This window comes from Roseovarius pacificus (genome assembly GCF_900142665.1).
GTDB classification, from domain to species: domain Bacteria; phylum Pseudomonadota; class Alphaproteobacteria; order Rhodobacterales; family Rhodobacteraceae; genus Roseovarius; species Roseovarius pacificus.
Window position 1 is genome coordinate 769,077 of the sequence record NZ_FRBR01000001.1, and the last position, 22,104, is coordinate 791,180.

Here is a 22,104-nt window from a genome sequence, read left to right on the forward strand (position 1 = left end):
GTACACTTCGTACGTTTCGTACAATTTCCGTGCCCGCTTTTCCCGCCACACCGCGCCACGGAATCCCCGGAATCCTCTGGCGCAGCTTGACCTGACAAAAACACTAAGATAACGCGCCCGGAACAGCCAGACGCCGTGTCATCCCGTGCGCTCCAGCCAATTTCATACTATTACGCTGAGGGACACACATGACACGGATCACCAAGGGGCTGCTGCTCCTGTCCGCCTGCGGCTGGGCGGGCACAGTTCACGCCCAGGACGGCACGGCCTTCGATCTCGGGACCATCCGGATCGACACCGACGAGGCCCAAGCCCTTCTGGGCAATGAAGAAATCGACGCCGAAGACCTCGAGAACAGGAACCCGTCCACCACCAAGGACGTGTTCGCCGGTGAGTCCTCCATCACCGCCAGCGGCGGCGCCTCCATCGCGCAAAAGGTCTATGTGAACGGGATCGAGGAAAGCCTGCTCTCGGTCACCATAGACGGCGCGCGCCAGAACAAGTCGGCGTTTCACCACACCGGCAACGTGCTCTTGGACCCCGCATTGCTGAAACGGGTCGAAGTCAGCGAAGGCATCGCCCCCGCCGACGCCGGCCCCGGCGCACTGGCAGGCCAGATCGCCTATGAAACAAAGGATGTCGGCGACCTTCTGGACGACGGCGACAGCTTCGGCGGCTTCTCCAGCGTGACGGGCGGCACCAACGGTTATGGCGCGCGCGGCACGCTGACATTGTTCGGCCGCCAGGGCGGTTTCGAATGGCTGCTCAGCGGCACCCGTCACAAGGGCGACGATTACGATGACGGCGCAGGGCGCACCGTCCCCGGCACCGAAGCCGACCTCACCGATTACATGCTGAAACTGGCCTATACCGGCCAGAGCGGCGGGCGGCTGGAATTCTCGGCCTCGCAAACCGAAGACACCGGCACCCGCTCGGCACAGACCGGACCGGGCGGCCTGCTGTACACGCGGCCGGATTTCGCCGCGGTGGTCGGGCGCAACTCTTCCTTTGTCGAGGCCCTGTCGAAACGGAACTCCTACACGCTGACCTATACCGATGAAACACCCGAAGGCTGGCTCGATCCGACGGTGCAACTGTCTTATAACGAACAGGAAATCGACGCTTCTGGCGTGTGGGGCCTCAACACCAGCCTCAGCGGCACCGTCAAGAACGAATGGGCCACCGGGAACGGAACGATCACAGCCGGGTTGGATTTCTTCGATGAAGAGGCCAAAGGCCACAGCCGTGTTCCCGGTTCTCTGACAGGCAAGGAAAAACTCAGGAATTACGGCCTGTTCGTGCAAGCCCGGCAGGATCTGAGCGACCGCGTATCGGTATCCTACGGCGCGCGTTTCGACACGCAGCGGTTCAGGGCGGCCAATGGCATGGTGTTTAAGGATAACGGCATGAGCGCCAACGGTGCGGTCGATATCATCCTGTCGGACAACTGGACCTTCAACGCCGGCGCCGCAACCAGCTGGGGCGGGTACGAACTGGGCGAAGCGGCCCTGATCGACCCCACCGCCTGGACCTATGCGGGCTTCACGTCGTCACGCGCGAACTCCGCACGCGCCGGTCTGCGCTATGCCAGTGGCCCCTGGGAGGTCAGCGGCGCGCTGTTCTATACCGAGGTGAACGACGTCAACGCCGTCCTGCCCACCGCCGGCAATCGCGGCGCGACAAGCGATCTGGTTTCGCAAGGCTTTGACGGGTCTGTTTCCTACCGCGGCGCACAAGGGTTCGTTCGTATGAACTACACCTATGCCGATGTGGAACTCGACGATACCGCCATCGGATCGACCGCCTATTACCTCGGGCGCCCGGCGGGCCATATCATCGGGCTGGAAGCGGGCTATGACATCACGCAGGAATGGCGTGTCGGCGGCAACGCGCAGATCGTTCTGGAAAACGACGATATCACGCCGTCCCTGCCCGCCTATGAGACAGTCAACCTCTATACCAGTTACAAACCGGCCACCCTCGACGGGCTGGAATTGCGGCTGGACGTGTATAACCTGTTCGATGAAACCTATGCGGCGCGCAGCTCGGACGGGATCGACATCCCCTCGCGCGTCGTTGCCCTGAACGAACCGGGGCGCACCTTTGCGCTGACGGCCAGGCTGAACTTCTGACCGGCGAACACGGAAAACAATCTGGGCGCGCCGCGACATCGGCGCGCCCTGTCGTATTTACAGGGCCTGCCAGCCCATCCCCTTGAACGCCTCGCGAAACGCAAACCGTTCAAGATGAACGTCGACGATATGCCGGGCAGCTTTCAGCCCTGCCTCGTCCGGTGCGCAGATCTCGACCCGTAGTTCGCTTGCGGTCGCTCTCAGCCGCACAGGCCCCGGCGGCAGCGCGGCTTCGCCACTTTGCGCGTCATAGCGCACCTCCACCTTGTGGGCGAAATGCTTGCACAGTTGTTGCAGGTATTTACTGGCGTTTTCGGTCGCGAAAATCCCGACTTCAGAGTACATTTTTCCGGTCACATCCAATTCCTGACTATTTTAGGTCAATTAAGCCCTTGCAGTCGCCCGTTGCAAGGGCATATTGCAACCGGAACACCGCGCCGCCAGCCCACGCCAGCCCCGCGCCCACTCACCTCGACCGAAGGATGATCCGATGCGTGATCTGTTCGCGATGGCTGCCGCGTTTACCTTTTGCTGCGTCTCCGGCGCACTGGCCCAAACCCTGACCGTGGACACCGCCCGTGGCGATGTTGAGGTGCCAGCCGCCCCCCAGACTATCGCCGTGTTCGATGTGCCCGCGATCGACACGCTCGAAGCACTCGGCGTAGCGATCGCAGGGGTGCCCGCGCCGCTCTACCTGCCGTATCTCGACGATGTGGCCGCCGAAGCCGAACAGGTCGGTACCCTGTTCGAACCCGATTACGAAACACTGGCCACCATGGCGCCCGACCTCATCATCGCCGGGGGGCGCAGTTCAGAGCAGGTGGACACGCTGGCACGGATCGCTCCAACCATCGACATGACCATCTGGGGCGGTGACATGGCCGCGCAAGCCATGGCCCGCACCACCGCCTACGGCGCCATATTCGACCGTCAGGACCAGGCCGCCGCACTCAACGCGGCGTTCACGGCCCGGCTGGCCGAAGCGCGCGACGTCGTCGCGGGCAAGGGCAACGCCCTGATCCTGCTGACCAACGGTGGCAAGATTTCCGCCTATGGCGACGACAGCCGCTTTGGCTGGTTGCACAGCGCCACCGGCCTGCCCGAAGCCTATCCCGGCGTGTCTTCGGAAACGCATGGCGAGGCGGTGTCGTTTGAATTCGTCGCCGATCTCAACCCCGACTGGATACTGGTGATCGACCGCGGCGCGGCTATCGGCGCGGCAGGTCAGGCCGCGGCGGCGACGCTGGACAATCCGCTGGTTCAGGGCACCACCGCCGCGCAAAGCGGGCAGATCGTTCATCTCGATGCCGGGCCGATCTATATCGCTGGCGGCGGCATGCAGTCGATGATGCACACGCTGGATGAACTGATCGCCGCCTTCCGGGCCTCCGGGGGCTAAGCCCGGTGCGGCTGCCGCTGATCATTGCGCTCGTGCTGGCCGCCCTCGTGACGGCCAGCCTGTGCATCGGTGCCGCCTCGCTGTTTGCCGGGGATCTCGACGCCGGTTTCCTGATCGCGACCAGCCGTTTTCCCCGCACCGCCGCAGCGCTGCTGGCGGGCATGGGGCTGGCGCTGGCGGGGGTGGTGGTACAGCAATCGGTGCAAAACCGTCTTGTCGAACCCAGCCTGATCGGCACCCCGGAATCCGCCATGCTGGGATTGCTGGCGATCACACTGGCCTGGCCGGGTGCTCCGATCTGGATCAAGATGTGCAGCGGCGCGCTGGCGGCACTGGCGGGCATGGCCGGATTCCTTGGCCTTGCGCGCGCCCTGCCCCGGCACGATCCGATGCTGTTGCCCATCGTCGGCATGATCTATGGCGGCATCCTGATGGCTGTCGGGCTGTGGCTGGCATGGGTCACCGACCTGATGCAATACCTGGGCACATGGCGCCTGAGCGAGTTTTCAGGCGTGGTGCAGGGGCGCTATGAACTGCTCTGGGGGATCGCCGCGCTGGCGGTGTTGCTCTATCTGGTTGCCGACCGCATCACTCTTCTGGGCCTTGGAGAGACACAGGCCCGCAGTCTCGGCCTGAACTATGGCCAGACCCGCGCGCTCGGGCTGGGCATCGTCGCAACGATCATCGCGCTGGTGGTGGTGACCGTGGGCACCCTGCCCTTTGTGGGGCTGGTCGCCTCGAACATCGTGTCGCGCTGGCGCGGCGACAACCTGCGCGCCAACCTGCCGGTCATCGCGGCCTTCGGGGCGGGCGCGGTGCTGGCTGCCGACATTCTGGGGCGCCTCATCCGCTATCCCTATGAAATTCCGGCCGGAACGATCTTTGCCGTGGCCGGGGCGGGCATCTTCCTGTGGCTGCTCAATGCCGCCCCGGCGCGCGCCCATGATTAAACGGCGGGTGACATGGCTGGCGCTGGCGATGCTGGCGCTCTCGGCGGGCTTCCTGCTGTGGCAACTCAAAGGGCCCACCGGGTTCATCCTGACGCTCAGGGGCACCAAGCTGGCCACGCTGATCATGGTCGGCGCGGCCACCGGCGCGGCGACAATCCTGTTTCAGACGGTCGCCGCGAACCAGCTTCTGACACCGGGGCTGGTCGGGTTCGATGCGCTCTACGTGTTTCTGCAAACCCTGCTGGTGTTCCTGCTGGGCGGTGTCGGCTATGCCGCGATCCCCGCGGCGGCGGGGTTTCTGGCCGAAGCCGGCCTGATGATACTGGTCGCCGTGATCGTCTTTCGCCTTTTGTTTCGCAATGGCGGCGCTGACGTTATCCGTATTCTCCTGACCGGCGTCATTCTGGGGATCATGCTGCGCGGGCTGGCCGAATTGCTCCAACGCCTGCTGGACCCGGCGGAATTTTCCGTCGTGCAACAGGCCAGCTTTGCCAGTTTCAGCGCGGTCAGTCCCGCGCAACTGGCCATCACCGGGACGGCGCTGGCCATCGCCCTGTTTCTCTGTGCCCGCATGGCGCCCCGGCTTGACGTGGCGGCGCTTGGGCGCCCCGTTGCGCGCGGCCTCGGGCTGGATTACGACCGGCTGATCATGCAGGCGCTCGCACTGGTGGCGGCGCTGGTGGCGATCTCAACCGCGCTGGTCGGTCCACTGACATTCCTGGGGCTTCTTGCCGCCAGCCTTGCGCGCGAACTGGTGCCCACACATCGCCACGCATGGCTGATCCCCGCCGCCGCCCTGACCGGCGCGCTGATCCTCGTTGCGGGGCAATTCGTGTTCGAGCGCCTTCTGGGTCAGCAATCCACCCTGTCGGTAATTGTCGAATTTTTCGGCGGGCTGCTGTTCATCGCCCTGATCTTCAGACGGAGAACCCTATGATCGAGGTGTCCAACCTGTCGTATTCCGCCGGTCAGGCGCAGATCCTGCGCGACATCAGCCTGACCATCCCGCAGGGCGGGATCACGGCCATCATCGGGCCGAACGGGGCGGGCAAATCCAGCCTCCTGCACTGCATCGCGGGCCTGTTGACGCCGTCGGGCGGACAAGTGCGCATCGACGGCCTCGACCCGTTTGATGCCCCGCACCGGGACCGTGCCCGCGCCGTCGCACTGTTGCAGCAGACGCCGCGTATTGCCACACGCCTGCGGGTTCGCGAACTGGTCGCCTTCGGGCGCTGGCCCCATCACGGAGGCCGCCCCGGCCCCGAGGATGCGCGCCTGACCGAAGAGGCCCTCGCCACCTTCGACCTGACCCCGCTGGCCGACCGGTCACTGGAGACCCTCTCGGGCGGGCAACGTCAACGCGCGCTGGTTGCCATGACATGGGCGCAGTCCGCGCCATGGCTGTTGCTGGACGAGCCGCTCAACGCGCTCGATCCGAAATATGCCCGCGACCTGATGGAACGCCTTCACGATCTGACACGCCCCGCCCCCGAACAACGCAGCGTCGTCGTGGTGATCCACGACATCAACGCCGCCGCCGGCTGGGCCGATCGCGTGATCGCCCTCAAGGATGGGGAAATCGGTGCCAGTGGCCCCTGCAACGACATCATGACCCCCGCGACCCTGCACGCGGTGTTTGGAATGGCGTTCGATGTCATCGACCACAAACAGCGGCCCGTCGTGATTGCACGATGAGCGGGCCGATCCGGCCAGGGGCCCACTTGGCGCTCAGCTAATTCAAACGGACCTGTCACCAGCGTTTTCTCTGCGCCTGACGCTTCCTCAGGCAGACTAACGAAATAGACTTCGAAGCTTGCGGCGCCCCAAAACAGAACAATTCCCGCGAAAACTGACTGCAAGACAGACAATCCCGAAACGAGAGGGCTATGCAGGGCTTCTCCCCGACTTAAAAACTGACAAAATTCATGGAAACTGTATTTTTGGCACGATTCTTGCTATTCCAATTTTACACAAGCCCGCTATCCGGACGAGGAGGGACGGAGAGCGGCGCAGGCAGATCTGGGGGGAGAAAGAATGCACCTGCAAGCGACTCAGGAACTGAGCCAGTCTCAGTCTTTGAAAATCACCGCGCAGGCAATTCAGTCGGTCAAGATATTGCAACTCGGCAGCCAGGAACTCAACGAACTCCTGCGTGACGAGGCGGAAAGCAATCCGTTGCTGGACGTGCAGTTTCCCGATGCGCATTCCCGGTCTTCCGACGAAAAATGGCGGCCCGTCGATACATCGGCGCGCCCATCCACGTCTGGGGACAACATATCGGCAACGGATATCCCCAGCATCGCCGATACTCATGCCCACCATGTCAGCCTGCGAGAACACCTGCATCAGCAGGCGGCGATCACGTTCCATAAAAAACACGACAGGACCATCGCCTTCGAAATCATCGAGTCCATCGAACCGGACGGATACTTTCGGCGATCCGCAATCGAAATCGCCGACACCCTGAAAACAAGCGAACCACGCATCCTTCAGGTTCTCGGCAAAATACAGGAGTTTTCACCGTGCGGCGTCGGCGCGCGCGATCTGGCGGAATGTCTGCGCCTGCAACTGACCGAACGCGGGGAACTGACCCCAAAAATAAGTTGTTTTCTGGAAAACCTTCCACTTCTGGCCAATTACGAGGTCGACAAACTCGCCCGGAAATGCGGCTGCGACCGGCGGGGCGTCATCGAAATAATCGAGCATTTGAAGCGGTTGAACCCCGCACCGGGGCGTCAATTCGATACAAGCCCCACACCGCTGGCCATGCCCGATATCATCGTTCGCTACGACACCGCAGACGACTTCAAGGTTGAGTTGAATACCGATCTCTTGCCCAAAGCACTGATCGACCGGGACTATTATGCCCTGATACGCCGCCATTCACAGACACGCAGCGACAGAAAATTCATTGCCGACTGCATGAAGAGCGCAACCTGGCTGACCAAGAACCTGGACAGGCGCGCCCAGACCATATTGCAGGTGGCCAGTGAAATCGTCGTCCAGCAGCGCGATTTCTTCGTCCACGGTGCGGACCACCTGAAACCCCTGTCGCTCAGGGATATTGCAGAGGCGGTTGGCCTGCATCAGTCCACGGTGTCCCGCGCCATAGCCAACAAGTATATCCTGAGTCCGCGCGGCCTCACCTCGCTGAAGTTCTTTTTCTCCGAGGCGGTTCCGGTGTCCCAGACCCGCACGCAAGTTTCGGGCGAGGCCGTCCGCAACAAGATCAAGGGCCTGATCGAAGCGGAAATCGCCGGGGCAGTCCTTTCCGATGACGGTATCGTAGAGGAACTATCGCGCAACGGCATCAACATCGCCCGCCGCACCGTTACCAAGTACCGCAAGATGATGCGCATTCCATCTTCAGCGGTGCGCAAAAGGATCAAGAGAACACAGAGCGTTTCCATTGCCTGACGACCGGATCACCGCCATGCCGTTCCGGCTTTCGAGGGTTGCAATCCGTGCCGGGCGATCCCGAACCCGAAAAGCGCCCGTTCATATCGGGTTTCTCCGACCTCCATCAGCACACACGACACCCTTCAGATAACAGGAACACATGATGCAAGACGTCTTTATCTGCGACTACATTCGCACACCGATAGGCCGCTTTGGAGGCGGGCTGTCCACGATCCGGCCCGACGATCTCGGAGCCGTCCCGCTGCTGGCCCTGATCGCCCGAAACACCGCTGTGGACTGGGCGGCGGTGGACGACGTGATCTATGGCTGCGCCAACCAGGCTGGCGAAGACAACCGCAATGTGGCGCGCATGTCCCTGCTGCTGGCCGGGCTGCCGGAAACCGTGTCGGGCACCACGATAAACCGGCTCTGCGGATCGGGCATGGATGCGGTGATCACCGGAGCGCGCGCAATCCGCGCGGGCGAGGCCGATCTGATCGTCGCCGGTGGCGTCGAAAGCATGAGCCGCGCGCCTTTCGTCATGCCCAAAGCCGAAAGCGCCTTCTCGCGTTCGAACGCGGTGTATGACACGACCATCGGCTGGCGTTTCGTCAATCCGCTCATGAAACAGCAATACGGCGTGGATTCGATGCCCGAAACGGCCGAGAACGTGGCCGGGGATTTCGGCATCAACCGTGAAGATCAGGATGCCTTCGCACTCCGCTCGCAACAGCGGGCCGGGTTGGCGATAGACAACGGACGCCTTGCACAGGAAATCACCACCGTGTCCGTTCCGCAGCGCAAGGGCGATCCCCGTCAGATAACAACCGATGAACACCCGCGCCCGGACACCACACTCGAAAAGCTCGCGAAACTGCCCGCACCGTTTCGCGACGGCGGGACCGTCACGGCGGGCAATGCGTCGGGCGTGAACGATGGGGCAGCGGCCCTTGTTCTGGCCTCCGAACAGGCCGCCAAGGCGCACGGGCTCACCCCCATCGCCCGCATCCTCGGCGGTGCGGCTGCCGGTGTCGCCCCTCGCATCATGGGGTTCGGTCCGGCCCCGGCCTCGCGAAAACTTGTGACCCGGCTTGGGATGACCGCCGACGATTTCGACGTGATCGAACTGAACGAAGCTTTCGCCAGCCAGGCCCTCGCCACCATGCGCGACCTGAAGATCGCCGATGACGATCCTCGTGTGAATCCCAATGGCGGCGCAATCGCCTTGGGTCATCCTCTGGGCATGTCCGGTGCCCGGCTTGCGGGTACGGCGGCCCTGGAACTCAAACTGACGGGCGGGAAAAAGGCGCTTGCCACCATGTGCATCGGCGTCGGCCAAGGGATCGCCATCGCGCTCGAGGCGGTCTGACGCCGCATTTTGCGCCCTCCGACAGCGGATACTGCATTGCATCGTCCGCTGTCGGACAACACCGGATGACCTGAATCGAGACACTTTAAATTCAGGCATACCTAGTGGGAACAAGCGCCGCGCAAATCATTTTTCTGTCGCCCCGCCGACACCGGAAAGAATTGCCCGATCATGCCCCGGCCCCGCGATAAAGACAAAATCGAACAGGCCCTTACCCCAAAAACGCCAATTCCCCTGCCGCAGCACACGAAACAAGGGTACTGTCGGCATCTCCCGCCCTTTCCGGGATAAAATTCACGCGCAAAATTAAATAATGGCACGCATTTTGCGTCACATCCTGTGGCCGTCGCAGTGACGTGACCTTCAGTTTACCTGACCCTAGGGAGGAGACCAGAAAATGAAACTTTTGACAGGAGTAACCGCGACGATCGCGCTGTCGACCGGCATCGCCATGGCACAGGACGTGTCCGGAGATGCGGTCAAGATCGGCGCCATGGTCGATATGACCGGCGTCTATTCCGCGAATGGCGGCATGGGTGCCGTCCTCGGTGCGGAAATGGCCATTGAGGATTTCGGCGGTGAAGTGAACGGCAAACCGATCGAACTGCTCTCGGCAAACTATCAGAACCGGGTCGACGTGGCCTCCAACCTTGCGCGCGAATGGGTCGACCAGGAAGGCGTGGACATGATCATTGAGTCCACCGACTCGGCCGCAGCCATCGCCATTCAGAATATCGGCAAGGAAAAGGATATCCTGACCGTCGCGGCCGGATCGGCTTCGACGGCGCTTACGAACAACGAATGCTCGCCGACCGGCATCCACTATGTCTATGACACGTTCGCCCTGGCGACCGGCACGGGAAATGCCATCGTCAAGAACGGCCTCACGGACTGGTTCTTCATTACAGCCGACTACGCGTTCGGGCATTCGCTCGAGGAAAACACCGCGACTGTCGTCAAGGAACTGGGCGGCAACGTCATCAACACCGTCCGGCATCCGTTCAAGGCAACGGATTACAGTTCGTTCATCCTTCAGGCGCAATCTTCGGGCGCGCAGGTCGTTGCTTTCGCCAATGCCGGCACCGACTTCAGCACGGCTCTGAAACAGGCCAGCGAATTCGGCGTCGTTCAGGGCGGACAGACCATCGCCGGTATGCTCGTCTTCCTGACCGATATCTATGCCCTTGGCCTCGACGTTGCACAGGGCCTGACCTACACCACCGGGTTCTACTGGGATTACAACGACGAAACGCGCGCCTTCGCCGAACGTTTCAAGGAACGCCACGGCAGCATGCCCACGATGATTCATGCCGGGTTCTACTCGGCGGTCACGCATTACCTGAAGGGCGTCGAGGCCACCGGTTCGGACGATCCCGCAACGGTGCGCGCATGGATGGGCGAAAACCCGATCAACGACTTCTTCGCCAAGGATGGGTATATCCGCGAAGATGGCCGCATGATGCACACGATGTACCTGGCACAGGTGAAATCGCCCGAGGAATCCGAAGGCGAAGATGACGTTGCCAAGGTTCTGCGCGAAATCCCTGCCGAGGAAGCCTACATGCCGCTCGCCAAGAGCACCTGCTCCTTGGTGAATGGCTGACATCATTTCCAAAGCGGTGCCTTTGCCTCAAAGGCACCGCCAATCAGCAAGGACATCCTTCCCATGACATCCCGCCATGATGACGGGGCCGATTATGTTCTCACGGCCAAGGGTTTGACCAAGGTCTTCGGGGGCATAAGGGCCGTAGACAACGTGGATCTTTCAGTGCGGCGCAACTCTATTCATGCGCTGATCGGTCCGAACGGGGCAGGCAAGACGACCTGTTTCAATCTTCTTACGAAATTTCTTACACCATCCAAAGGCACCATCACTTACGAAGGTGAAGACGTCACCAATCTGGCTCCTGCGGCCATCGCCCAAAAGGGATTAGTGCGTTCATTCCAGATTTCGGCTGTATTCGGTGGCATGACCGTTCTCGAAAACGTTCGCCTCGCCCTTCAGCGACGCGTTCACGGTCGCTCCTTCGATTTCTGGCGGTCCAGCAAGTGCCTGAACAGCCTTGAGGACGAAGCCGTTCAATTGCTCGAGGACGTGGGACTGGAGGACTTCCTTCACGATCGCGCGGCAGACCTTCCTTATGGGCGCAAACGGGCACTGGAGATCGCGACGACACTGGCGCTGGACCCGCGCCTTCTGCTTCTGGACGAACCGCTGGCGGGTATGGGCCAGGAGGATATCGGCCGCACGTCGGATCTTATCAAACGTGTCGCGGAGACACGGACCGTTCTGATGGTCGAGCACAACCTTTCAGTCGTCGCCACACTTTCGGATCGCATCACGGTGCTCGCGCGCGGCGCGGTACTGGCCGAAGGAAATTACGCCGAAGTGTCCGAGGACCCGGCCGTTGTGGAAGCTTATATCGGAGAGCCGAATGACACATACGATTGAGAAATCCCAGGCGGACACACCCGGCCCCGAAACCCAGGCCATGCTTGAGGTTCAGGGGCTGAATGGCTGGTACGGCGAAAGCCACGTGCTGCATGACGTCAACCTGACCGTCAACAAGGGCGAGGTTGTTACCCTTCTGGGCCGCAATGGCGCCGGGAAGACGACGACACTCAAGGCCATCATGGGGCTCCTGAAATCCCGCAGCGGCAGTATCCGCTTCAATGGCACGGAACTGATCGACCTGCCCGCGCGCGATATCGCCAGGCTCGGCATCGGGTATGTGCCCGATGATCGCGGGATATTCGGCAGCCTGTCGGTGCTCGAAAACCTGCTTTTGCCACCCAAGGTGGCGGATGGCGGTTTTGATCTGCCGGCGATCTACGAGTTGTTCCCGAACCTGGAGGAACGCCTGGACAGCTATGGCAACAAACTGTCGGGCGGGGAACAGCAGATGCTGTCCATCGCGCGGATTCTCCGCACGGGCGCACTGTTCGTTCTCATGGACGAGCCGACCGAAGGGCTGGCCCCGGTGATCATTCACCAGATCGGCCACACCGTCCGGCGCCTCAAGAAAGCAGGGTTCACGATCCTGCTGGTGGAGCAGAACTTCCACTTTGCGCGCGAACTCGCCGATCGTCATTACATCGTGCAGGAGGGCAAGGTCGTCGACCAGTTCCGCAACGATGAGATCGCGGACAACCTGGAAAAAATCCAAGGCTATCTTGGCATATAAGGAAACTAACTATGTTCGAGCTATTGGGAATTCCGCCACAGGCTCTTTTCGGCCAAGTGCTCCTTGGACTGATCAACGGATCCTTCTATGCGGTTCTGAGCCTTGGTCTTGCGGTCATTTTCGGCCTGCTGAACATCATCAACTTCGCGCATGGGGCCCTTTACATGATGGGCGCGTTCGTGTCGTGGATGCTGCTGACATATCTGGGCATTCCATTCTGGTTTGCCCTGGTGATCTCGCCGCTGGTGGTGGGCGCACTGGGCATGGTGATCGAACGCACCATGCTTCGCCCGCTGCATGAGCTGGATCACCTCTACAGCCTGCTTCTGACCTTCGGCCTGACACTCGTCATCACCGGGGTGTTCCAGAACTTCTATGGCGTCTCGGGCAAGCCCTATCCCATTCCGGCGGCACTGACCGGGGTCATGAATCTGGGCTTCATGTTCCTGCCCATATACCGGGGCTTCATCATCGTGATGGCGGTGATCGTGTGTTTCGCCACCTGGTTCCTGATCGAGAAAACGCGGCTCGGCTCCTACCTGCGCGCCGCGACCGAAAATCCCGAGATGGTCAGCGCGTTCGGAATCAACGTCCCGCTTCTGGTCACCCTGACCTATGGCTTCGGCGTTGCCCTGTCGGCATTCGCAGGGGTGCTGGCGGCGCCGGTCTATTCGGTCAACCCGGTGATGGGCAACGACCTGATCATCGTGGTGTTCGCGGTCATCGTGATCGGCGGTATGGGCTCGATCATGGGGGCGATCATCGGGGGCTTTTCGCTGGGTCTGGTCGAGGGGCTGACCAAGGTTTTCTACCCGGAAGCCTCGACAACGATCATCTTCATAATCATGGCGCTTGTTCTGCTGTTCAAACCCAGCGGCATCTTCGGGCGGGAGGTTTAAATCATGTCAAAACAAGCCGAAACAACGAACCGGACCACGGCAATTCACCAGAGTCGCCCGCCTTCGGATGCGCGCGCACGGATGACGCGCCATCACATGATCGTTTTTGCCCTGATCGGGCTGTTCGTGGTGATCGCTCCGCAGTTCCTGTACCCGGTGTTCGTCATGAAGCTGCTTTGCTTTGCACTGTTCGCAATGGCCTTTAACCTGATGCTCGGGTTTGGCGGGCTGTTGTCCTTCGGGCACGCGGCTTTCTTCGGCGGCGCGGCGTATGCGGCGGGTTACGCGGCCAAGGTCTGGGGCTGGCCGCCGGAACTGGCCATCGCCTTCGCGGTGCTGGTCGCCGCTGTCATGGGCGCAGCGTTCGGGTTCCTGGCGATCAAAAGCCGGGGCATCTATTTCGCCATGATCACGCTGGCCTTTGCCCAGATGGTGTATTTCTACGCCTTGCAGGCCCCCATAACGGGGGGCGAAGACGGCATGCAGAGCATTCCGCGCAACGCCCTTTTCGGCCTTGTGGACATGTCCGGAGACGGTCCCTTCTACTGGATGGTGGTGGTGATCTTCATCATCGGCGTCCTGTTCATGTACAGGGTCATCCACTCGCCCTTCGGCGAGGTCCTGAAAGGTATCCGCGAGAACGAGCCGCGCATGATCTCGCTCGGGTATCAGGTGCAGCGCTACAAGCTTCTGACCTTCGTGATCTCCGCCGCCCTGTCGGGCCTTGCGGGGGGCACCAAGGCGCTTGTCTTCCACCTGGCGTCACTGGTGGATGTCCACTGGACCATGTCCGGCGAAGTCGTTCTGATGACCCTGATCGGGGGGATGGGGACGATCTTCGGCCCGATTGTCGGGGCGACGGTCATCGTTACGATGCAGAATTATCTCGCCAATCTGGGGTCGCTCGTGCTGATCATTCAGGGGGCGGTATTCATCGTTTGCGTTCTGACCTTCCGCGAAGGCATCGTCGGCGTTATTGCCAAATGGCTCAAGACACGCCTGTAATCGAAAACGTGGCCCGCCTGCGGGCGGGCCGCCTCTGCGAACCACTCGAAACTTCAAAATCTCCGAGGCAAACTCATGGCAACCCCATTGGACAATATCCGCGTTCTGGATTTTTCAACCCTTCTGCCGGGGCCGATGGCAACGCTTTTCCTGGCCGAAGCCGGTGCGGAAGTCATCAAGATCGAACGCCCCGGACGCGGCGAGGAAATGCGCAGCTATGTTCCGAAATGGGGCGAGGACAGCGCCAATTTCGCCATGCTGAACCGCGGCAAGAAATCGCTGGCGCTGAACCTCAAGGAAGCCGGGGAACGTGAGCGCCTGATCCCGCTCCTGAAAGAGGCCGATATTCTGGTCGAACAATTCCGGCCCGGAGTGATGGAAAGACTGGGATTTGGCTATGACGATGTCGCCGCGATCAATCCCGGCATCATTTACTGTTCCATCACCGGCTACGGGCAATCTGGACCAAAGGCCGCGCGCGCCGGGCATGACCTCAACTATATCGGGGACAGCGGATTGCTGGCCCTCGCTTGCGGTACCCCCGACACGCCCGTGATCCCCCCCGCCCTGATCGCGGACATCGCGGGCGGCACATATCCTGCGGTGTTCAACATCCTTCTGGCGCTGCGGGAACGCGACCGGACCGGCAAGGGGGCCCATATCGACATCGCCATGTGCGACAACCTTTTCCCATTCATGTACTGGGCACTGGCAGAAGGACAGGTCACCGGCGACTGGCCCGGCAACGGCGACTCTCTCGTGACCGGGGGCTCCTGTCGTTACAGGCTCTATCCGACGCGTGACAACCGTTTCGTTGCCGCAGCCCCTCTCGAACAAAAGTTCTGGGATATATTTTCCGAAGCCATCGGGCTGGACCCCGCTCTTCGTGATGATGGTAAAGACCCGCAAGCCACAACCGATGCCGTGGCCCGGATCATTGCCGCGCATGACGCCGACCACTGGCAGACCGTTTTCGAAAAGGCCGATTGCTGCTGTTCCGTGGTTCAATCGCTGCAAGACGCCGTGTCAGATCCGCATTTCAAAAGCCGTGGGGTTCTGGACCGCACAGTCGAAAATGCCTCGGGGGAGCGCACCATGGCGTTGCCCGTACCAGTGGTCCCGCAATACCGCACTTCGCAGGAAACATCCCGCGCCCCGTCCCTCGGCGCCGATAACGATATGATGCCCCGAATTGGAGCCTCGGAAATAACGGAGAAACCGCAATGAAGGCCGTTCTTGTCCGTGAATTCGGCCCCGTGGACACGGCCCGCGTCGAAGACCTTCCGGAACCGACACCCGGTCCCGGCGAGGTTGTCGTCGACCTGCGCGCCGCCGAAGTGAATTTTCCCGACATTCTCGTGATGGAAGGGAAATACCAGGTAAAGCCCCCCCTTCCCTTTTCGCCCGGCAAGGCCGGGGCCGGCGTGATTTCGTCGATAGGGCAAGACGTAAGCGGCCTTGAGGTTGGCGATCATGTCGCCATTCAGGCCGAATACGGCACCTATGCGGGTCAAATCGCGATCACCGCAGACAACTGCCACCCGATGCCGGATGATATGCCGTTCGAGGTCGGGGCGGCGCTCGGCCTTGTTTATCAGACCGCGCATTTCGCTCTGATCGAGCGCGCCGCCATGAAACCCGGCGACACAGTGCTGGTGTTGGGGGCGTCAGGCGGTGTCGGATCAGCCGCCGTGCAACTGGCGCGCGCGATGGGGGCCGGTGTCGTGATCGGTGGCGTCAAGGGCGCGCGCAATGCCGAACTCGCGCGCGCGGCAGGATGCGACGAAACGGTCGATCTGGGGATGGACAATCTGCGCGACGGGCTGCGCGACAAGGTTCGCATGGCCACTGACGGACACGGTGCCGATGTCGTCATCGACCCGGTCGGCGGCGCTGTGACCGAGGCCGCGCTGCGGGCGATGGCCTGGCGCGGGCGGCTGGTTGTCGTGGGCTTTGCCGCAGGAGAGATTCCCACGATCAAGGCCAATTACCTGCTGGTCAAGAATATCGCCGTGTCGGGCCTGCAATGGTCGGATTACCGCGAACGCGACCCGGCATGGGTACATCGCGTGCAACAGGACATCTTCGACCTCTGGTCACAGGGCAAGCTGTCGCCGCAAATTGCAGACACCCTGCCGCTGGATCAATTCTCGGACGCGCTGCAACGCCTGCAAGAAGGCCGCGCACATGGCAAGATCATCCTGACCCCTTGAGCGGGACGCGCAGGGCCCGCGCCCCCTGTCAGGCGGGTACGGGGCTGCGGTTCGGCGGCTCGTGCAGCACGAAAATCAAATCGTCGTCGGGATGGGCCGGATACAGCCCGGCCACCAGGGGATCGTGGCCGGGGATCAGCCGCTCATACCCGCCAGCAAGTTCCAGAATGCGGTCATGGCCATCCAGAGCCTGCCCCACATGCGTGGTGATCCGAAACGGGCTGCCAAGCGCGACATTGTCGAAAAAATGCACCGTGTCCGACGCAAGACACAACCGGCCACGACGGGTATCGACCGTCACCGCCTGAAGACCCGGCGAATGCCCCGGCACATGATGAAGGCGCACACCATCGGTCAGGTCATGCGCACCGTCCACGAAACGGACCCGTCCCGCATAATTCTGGCTGACCATCTCGAGCACATCCGGCAACGCGAACGGCACCCGGATCAGATCGTGACGCATGTAGCGCCCGGTTGCAAAACGCATCTCTTCGTCCTGCAGGATGAATTCGGCGTTGGGAAACAGGTTCAGGTTTCCGGCATGATCGTAATGCAGATGGGTGATGATCACCGTATCGACATCTTCCGCCTCGACCCCAAGCACGCGCAGCCCTTCGGTCGGGCATCGCTGAAAATCCCGCCCTCGTTCCTGGGCACGCTGTTCGCTGAACCCGGTATCGACCAGAATGCAGCGGTCCTCGTTCCGGATCAGCCAGACGTAATAGTAGATCGGTGCGGGGCCGTCATGCGGGTCCGCCCCCAGGAAATAGTCAGACGAAGGCCGGATCGAGGTGGCGTACTGGATAGCGTAAACTTCGAATTCGGGGGGCGTCGTCATGGCTGCATCCTTTCGATATAGCGCAATGCATTCATAAAATGGGGGCGGAAACCCGTCGGGTCTTCGATCATCGGAAAATGGCCAAGTCCAGGCATCTCGGCAAACCACAGGGTCTCCGAGGCCACGGCCCGGCACAGGCTGCGGGTGTTGTCGGGCGATGCGGAATAATCGTAACTGCCTGTCAACAGGGCCAGCGGGCGGGCGCTGTCGCGCAGCAGTCCGGCGATGCGGGCACCGTCGTATTCCTCGCTGTAATACGCCAGATCGCCCATATAAATCCCCGGCCGCGCCTGCGCATAGATCGCGCACGCCTCGTCGCGCTGGCGTTGCGGACAGGCCGGCCCCAGCATCGCGCGCACATAGGCCGGGTTGTGCTGACTGTCGGCGATACGTGCATCGGTCAGCAGGTCGCTGCGTCGGCCCGGCGCGGCCATCGGCGCCTCGAGCGCGATACAGCCACGTATCAGTTCAGGGTGCCGCGCGGTCACCGTCAGCGCCATGGTCGCGCCCATCGAACAGCCGGCCAAAACCACAGGCTCCCCGGCGGTTTCGCTGATGAACGCGCAGACCCACTCCAGATAGGCCGCCTCGGTCAGCCGGTAATCCGCCGTTGTCTCGCATCCGTTCTCGCCCGAAGACAACCCGTGCCAGGGCAGGTCAAAGGCCATCATCCGATACTTGCCCTGCAATTCTGTATCGGCCAGTTGATGAAGATACTGTCGGCTGTCGGCCCCGGCAGTATGCAGAAACACCACCGGCGGCCCCTCCCCCGTTTCGATCCAGTGAATCAGCGCCTCCTGCCCACCGGCACGGCGCAACACCCGTCGCCCCCCCAAAACGGAGGTGGCGTCATGTGCAAACCCGTGCCCCTCGAAATAAGGGGCTTCGGGACGCGCCAGTTCGATCAGGCGTTCCAGTGCAGCCAATGCCTGCGCCTGCGGCAGCGGATCGGCGGAAATGGCAAGCCCCGTGTCATGGCGCAAAAGCGCCCCGAACGAATGGCTGCCCGGTGGCGGATCGGCCTGCCCGACCCGGTCAAACGCCTCCTGCGGCCCTTCGATCAGAATGTCGGGCTGCTCCAGATCTTCGACCTCAAGCGGTCGCGGCACATCGGACAGCAACAGCCCGCACGTCCCTTGCGTTGATCGCAGGACTAGGCGCAAAGACAGGCCGCGGCAATGCCACGCAAAAACGCGATCCGCCGCGGCCCGCCCGATCCAGTCACTCAGATCAAACGCCATCGCGTTCGGCCAGCGTTTCGAGATAGCTGAAGATTTCCGTGTGATCGGCATCTTTCTCCAACCTGTTCCGGGCGTCGGTCCACAGATCGCTGACTTCGTCGATACAGGGCAAATCGAGCCCCAGATCGGACGACAAGGACTTGGCCAACGCCACATCCTTGGCCATCAGGTCCAGCGAAAAGCCCGCCTTGCGAAACTCGCCGTTCAGCACGAATTGCTTCAGCTTGTTTTCCGTTGAGTTGTTGCGCCCGGTCGAAACATTCAGAACATCGACCAGCGTTTCGGGGTTCAAGCCAAACTTGCGGCCCACGATCAGCGCCTCGCAAGCCGCCGCCAGACCGGCGGCAGACACGTAGTTGTTCAGCGCCTTCGAAGCATGCCCCGAGGCCAGCGGCCCGGTCAGTATGACTTTGCCCATTGCCTCGAGCACCGGCGTGACACGACCTGCGGCAGCCTCATCGTCACTGCCCAGCATGATGCTCAGGGTTCCGGCGATCGCCTTGCGCAAACCACCCGACACCGGCGCATCCAGCAAGGTGACACCGGCCTTTGCCAACTCGCCCGCCAGCTTGCGGGTTTCCATCGGATCGGATGAGCTCATGTCAATCACGAGCGCACCCTGTTTCAGCCCGTCAACCAACCCCGGAGCATCGTCACCCGACCCGAGACAGACCATGCGCACGATTTCCGAACGCGGCAACATCAGGATCACCAGATCGCAGGCCTGACCGATCTCGGGCAGGCTGCCCATCACATCCAGCCCGTTTTCATCAGCAACCCTGCGCGCCGCCTCATGATCGACATCAAACAGCGCCGGGCGCAAACCGGCCTCCACAAGGCACCGGACCATGGGCGCCCCCATCGTCCCGATCCCGACAAACCCGATTTTCATGTCCGGCTCAGATTTCATCCATCTCTCCCAGAACGGTGCGGGCCACGCGGAAACTGTCGACCATTGCCGGAACCCCTGCATAAATTCCGACCTGAAGCAGGATTTCCTTGATGTCGTCCGGTGTCAGCCCATTGTTGATTGCACCACGGATATGGGCGGCCAGTTCATGCTGACGGTTCAGCGACGCGATCATCGCGATGTTGATGGTCGAGCGCGTCTTGCGATCCAGCCCTTCGCGGCCCCAGATCTCACCCCAGCAATAGCTCGTCACCAGTTCCTGGTAGTCACGTCCAAAATCGTCGGCATTCGCAAGCGCCTTATCGACATACTCGTCGCCGAGCGTCGCGCGGCGGATTTCAAGACCCTTTTCATAGGTTGCCTCGTCCATGGTGGGGTATCCTCTTCATTGGTTAGGTATTCGTATTCATGTCCAGAAAACTCTGATCGGCGGCCCTGGCGGCCGAGGCCACATGCACCTCTGCCAGACGGCGCGCCGCCTTGGCATCGCGCCGCATGATAGCGGCAACAATGTCCTGAATTTCCGAGAGCATCTTGGGCAAGCGGCCCTCTTGAGACAGCGACCGGCGGCGCAGAAGAACAACGCGGTTGTTCAACTGGTTGAGAATCTTTTCAAGCGGCTGATTTTGCGCCCCCGCGAACAGGCAGCGGTAAAAATCGTTCTTCGCAGCGACCAGCGCCTGTTCAGGCGCCCCCTCGGCCACCAGTTCCGCCATACGCGCAGTGATCGCCTCGAGTTCGTAAAACTCTTCTGGCGTGGCATTGGCCGTAAATTCCGCACAGGCCAACCCTTCGACAGCCCCCCGCACACGGTAGAGGTCCTGTGCCGATTTGCGGTCGAGGCGGGTTACCATCGGCCCCTTGTGGGGCACATGCGTGATCAGATCTTCAGCGGCAAGCGCCTTGATCGCCTCACGCACAAGGCTGCGGCTGACCCCGAACATATCGCACAGCGCTCGTTCGCTCAGGTGCTGTCCCGGCTCCAACACACCATCCAGGATGGCGTCACGCATGGAGCTCAGCAAACGCCCGCTCAGTGTAACGTCGTCTCTTTTCAGCAACAGATTCTGTTGTGGGATGTCGTCCATCATGGCGAAACATCATCATATTGTCCTACAATATGTCAACTGTCTATATACCTGGTACAATACAATATCGCCCCAGACCAGCCTCAAAACCCGGCGCGGGAGCCCCTTGGCTCCGCCCTCTCCAGCCAAGTTGACAGCCGCAACTCGCTCATGGGCTTAAAGCACGCCCTCTGATGGCGATCAGCAAGACGGTTTCTTGTCGCTGCAAAATATGAAGGATGTGCACACAGGCATCTGCCCAAAGCACGACTGTCGAAGCGGCAGGCATGTCCGGCGCTTCAGCGGTTAATAAAAGGCATTGACCTCGTGAAGGATCGGCGCCGGGGTCAGTGCCTTCAAATCGCCCTTTCCCGATACGGTCCGGCAGCGTTCGGCACGGGGCGAGCGCCCATAGAGAGTTTCGTAGTGCTTCTTCATCGCCTGCGTCGTCCCAAAGCCGCAAATCAGGGCGATTTCCGTCAGGCTGTGGTCACTGTATTGCAGGAGTTGCCGCGCAAGCGACAAGCGGATACTGCGATAGAATTTCTCGGGCGTTGCACCGAGTTCGGCTTTGAACTGACGCTCCAACTGACGCACGCTGGCGCCGACATCCTTTGCCAGATCCTTGATTTTTCGGGGTTCGCCGATGTGATCGTTCATGATCGCAATGGCATCCAGCAGCAACTTGTTCGAGGTGCCGTAACGAATGTGGGGCATCAGGTTCGGGCTGTCCCGCCCGTCACGGATACGATCCATGACCATCCGCGTGGCCACGTCCAGAGTCAGATCAGACCCCAGTATCCGTTCGAGATAAGCCAGCATCATATGCGCGCTGGCCTCACCGCCCGCGCATGTCGAAATGCGCTCGCCCAGTTCGAAAATTCTTTCGGTCACATTGATCCTGGGGTGATTTTCCCGCAGGCGGGGGCTGTCCTCCCAATGTGCGGCACAATCACGCCCGTCCAACAGGCCCGTGCGCGCCAGAACCATGACGCCGGATGACACGGCCCGTATGCCGCCCCCCTGACGGTGATGGAACCGCAGCCAGTTTTCGACAGGCCGGGTGTGTGACAGGTCGGTTTCGCTGCCGGAAAACACCAGGACATCCGTCAGCCCCGGCACATTTTCCAGATCGTAATCCACCAAACAGGCGACACCGTTGGATGCCGACACCTGACGCATTCCATGCCCGATCAGGGACCATGTGAAAACCTCCCGCCCCATCAGGATATTTGCGCTTCTCAGGGGTTCCAGAGCCGCCGAGAAGGAATAATGCGAAAACCCCGGCAAAAGCAGAAAACCGATGTGGTGCTTGCGACCGGGATCACCTTTCCCGGTGGACCCAAGAGACATTCGCGGCAGACCCATCGTATTTCTCCTTTTCGGCCTCGCGTCCCCTTCGCGCCTGAGCGGCGTCGGGCTTTCGTCAGCGCACGGGGCCAGACAGCAGCCCCATACCCCCGCCCCGCGCGGCGGGCGCATCGCCCGCCATCAAGG

21 protein-coding genes are annotated in these 22,104 nt (G+C 61.4%); 14 read left to right on the forward strand and 7 right to left on the reverse strand.

Annotated elements, in window-relative coordinates:
- Positions 1 to 188 precede the first annotated feature (188 nt).
- Positions 189 to 2,132, forward strand: coding sequence for a TonB-dependent receptor (locus BUB53_RS03715; RefSeq protein ID WP_073032834.1), 1,944 nt, complete (start codon positions 189 to 191; stop codon positions 2,130 to 2,132).
- A 57-nt stretch (positions 2,133 to 2,189) separates the two neighbouring features.
- Here BUB53_RS03715 and BUB53_RS03720 read toward each other — a convergent pair whose 3' ends face one another.
- Positions 2,190 to 2,477: a DUF2218 domain-containing protein gene (locus BUB53_RS03720; protein WP_073032836.1), complete on the reverse strand. Its 288-nt coding sequence runs from the start codon at positions 2,475 to 2,477 to the stop codon at positions 2,190 to 2,192.
- 145 nt (positions 2,478 to 2,622) lie between these two features.
- On the opposite strand from BUB53_RS03720, the gene BUB53_RS03725 reads away from it, so the two are divergent.
- From BUB53_RS03725 to BUB53_RS03785, 13 genes are all read left to right on the forward strand, one after another.
- A complete protein-coding gene (locus BUB53_RS03725; RefSeq protein WP_084728847.1) occupies positions 2,623 to 3,531 on the forward strand; it encodes a siderophore ABC transporter substrate-binding protein in 909 nt (302 codons plus the stop codon).
- A 5-nt stretch (positions 3,532 to 3,536) separates the two neighbouring features.
- On the forward strand, positions 3,537 to 4,481 hold the full coding sequence (locus tag BUB53_RS03730) for an ABC transporter permease (protein ID WP_073032838.1): 945 nt from the start codon (positions 3,537 to 3,539) through the stop codon (positions 4,479 to 4,481).
- Positions 4,474 to 5,418, forward strand: coding sequence for an iron chelate uptake ABC transporter family permease subunit (locus BUB53_RS03735; protein ID WP_073033712.1), 945 nt, complete (start codon positions 4,474 to 4,476; stop codon positions 5,416 to 5,418). The genes BUB53_RS03730 and BUB53_RS03735 overlap by 8 nt, the downstream gene beginning before the upstream one ends.
- The gene (locus BUB53_RS03740) at positions 5,415 to 6,176 is read left to right on the forward strand and encodes an iron ABC transporter ATP-binding protein (RefSeq protein WP_073032841.1); all 762 of its coding nucleotides are present in this window, start codon (positions 5,415 to 5,417) and stop codon (positions 6,174 to 6,176) included. The genes BUB53_RS03735 and BUB53_RS03740 overlap by 4 nt, the downstream gene beginning before the upstream one ends.
- Before the next feature lie 339 nt (positions 6,177 to 6,515).
- Positions 6,516 to 7,898 (forward strand): RNA polymerase factor sigma-54, encoded by a 1,383-nt coding sequence (rpoN, locus tag BUB53_RS03745; RefSeq protein ID WP_073032843.1) that lies wholly within the window; start codon positions 6,516 to 6,518, stop codon positions 7,896 to 7,898.
- A gap of 145 nt (positions 7,899 to 8,043) precedes the next feature.
- Positions 8,044 to 9,249, forward strand: a complete 1,206-nt coding sequence (gene pcaF, locus BUB53_RS03750; RefSeq protein WP_073033714.1) for a 3-oxoadipyl-CoA thiolase — start codon at positions 8,044 to 8,046, stop codon at positions 9,247 to 9,249.
- Between the two features lie 397 nt (positions 9,250 to 9,646).
- Entirely contained in the window at positions 9,647 to 10,852 is a 1,206-nt protein-coding gene (locus BUB53_RS03755; RefSeq protein WP_073032845.1) for an ABC transporter substrate-binding protein, read from the forward strand.
- A 63-nt stretch (positions 10,853 to 10,915) separates the two neighbouring features.
- Positions 10,916 to 11,701, forward strand: a complete 786-nt coding sequence (locus BUB53_RS03760; protein ID WP_073032848.1) for an ABC transporter ATP-binding protein — start codon at positions 10,916 to 10,918, stop codon at positions 11,699 to 11,701.
- Entirely contained in the window at positions 11,685 to 12,434 is a 750-nt protein-coding gene (locus BUB53_RS03765) for an ABC transporter ATP-binding protein (RefSeq protein ID WP_073032850.1), read from the forward strand. The genes BUB53_RS03760 and BUB53_RS03765 overlap by 17 nt, the downstream gene beginning before the upstream one ends.
- An 11-nt stretch (positions 12,435 to 12,445) precedes the next feature.
- Positions 12,446 to 13,333, forward strand: a complete 888-nt coding sequence (locus BUB53_RS03770) for a branched-chain amino acid ABC transporter permease (RefSeq protein WP_073032852.1) — start codon at positions 12,446 to 12,448, stop codon at positions 13,331 to 13,333.
- A gap of 3 nt (positions 13,334 to 13,336) precedes the next feature.
- Positions 13,337 to 14,338 (forward strand): branched-chain amino acid ABC transporter permease, encoded by a 1,002-nt coding sequence (locus tag BUB53_RS03775; protein WP_073032854.1) that lies wholly within the window; start codon positions 13,337 to 13,339, stop codon positions 14,336 to 14,338.
- A 75-nt stretch (positions 14,339 to 14,413) separates the two neighbouring features.
- The gene (locus BUB53_RS03780) at positions 14,414 to 15,565 is read left to right on the forward strand and encodes a CaiB/BaiF CoA transferase family protein (RefSeq protein WP_073032856.1); all 1,152 of its coding nucleotides are present in this window, start codon (positions 14,414 to 14,416) and stop codon (positions 15,563 to 15,565) included.
- Positions 15,562 to 16,551: an NADPH:quinone oxidoreductase family protein gene (locus BUB53_RS03785; protein WP_073032858.1), complete on the forward strand. Its 990-nt coding sequence runs from the start codon at positions 15,562 to 15,564 to the stop codon at positions 16,549 to 16,551. The genes BUB53_RS03780 and BUB53_RS03785 overlap by 4 nt, the downstream gene beginning before the upstream one ends.
- Positions 16,552 to 16,579: 28 nt before the next feature.
- Here the strand turns inward: BUB53_RS03785 and BUB53_RS03790 are convergent, their stop codons facing one another.
- The 6 genes from BUB53_RS03790 to BUB53_RS03815 all read right to left on the reverse strand — a co-directional run bounded on the left by BUB53_RS03790 (position 16,580) and on the right by BUB53_RS03815 (position 21,975).
- Positions 16,580 to 17,389: an N-acyl homoserine lactonase family protein gene (locus BUB53_RS03790; protein WP_073032860.1), complete on the reverse strand. Its 810-nt coding sequence runs from the start codon at positions 17,387 to 17,389 to the stop codon at positions 16,580 to 16,582.
- Positions 17,386 to 18,681 carry an alpha/beta fold hydrolase gene (locus BUB53_RS03795; protein ID WP_143163118.1) on the reverse strand — a complete coding sequence of 432 codons (1,296 nt, stop codon included), beginning with the start codon at positions 18,679 to 18,681 and terminating at the stop codon, positions 17,386 to 17,388. Before BUB53_RS03795 ends, BUB53_RS03790 begins: the two co-directional genes overlap by 4 nt.
- Positions 18,620 to 19,540, reverse strand: coding sequence for an NAD(P)-dependent oxidoreductase (locus tag BUB53_RS03800; RefSeq protein WP_200797768.1), 921 nt, complete (start codon positions 19,538 to 19,540; stop codon positions 18,620 to 18,622). The genes BUB53_RS03795 and BUB53_RS03800 overlap by 62 nt, the downstream gene beginning before the upstream one ends.
- Positions 19,530 to 19,910: a carboxymuconolactone decarboxylase family protein gene (locus tag BUB53_RS03805; protein ID WP_073032866.1), complete on the reverse strand. Its 381-nt coding sequence runs from the start codon at positions 19,908 to 19,910 to the stop codon at positions 19,530 to 19,532. Before BUB53_RS03805 ends, BUB53_RS03800 begins: the two co-directional genes overlap by 11 nt.
- A gap of 22 nt (positions 19,911 to 19,932) precedes the next feature.
- Positions 19,933 to 20,631, reverse strand: a complete 699-nt coding sequence (locus BUB53_RS03810; protein ID WP_084728849.1) for a GntR family transcriptional regulator — start codon at positions 20,629 to 20,631, stop codon at positions 19,933 to 19,935.
- Positions 20,632 to 20,913: 282 nt separating this feature from the next.
- Complete coding sequence (locus BUB53_RS03815; protein WP_073032868.1) at positions 20,914 to 21,975, reverse strand: GlxA family transcriptional regulator; 1,062 nt, start codon at positions 21,973 to 21,975, stop codon at positions 20,914 to 20,916.
- Between the last annotated feature and the right edge of the window lie 129 nt (positions 21,976 to 22,104).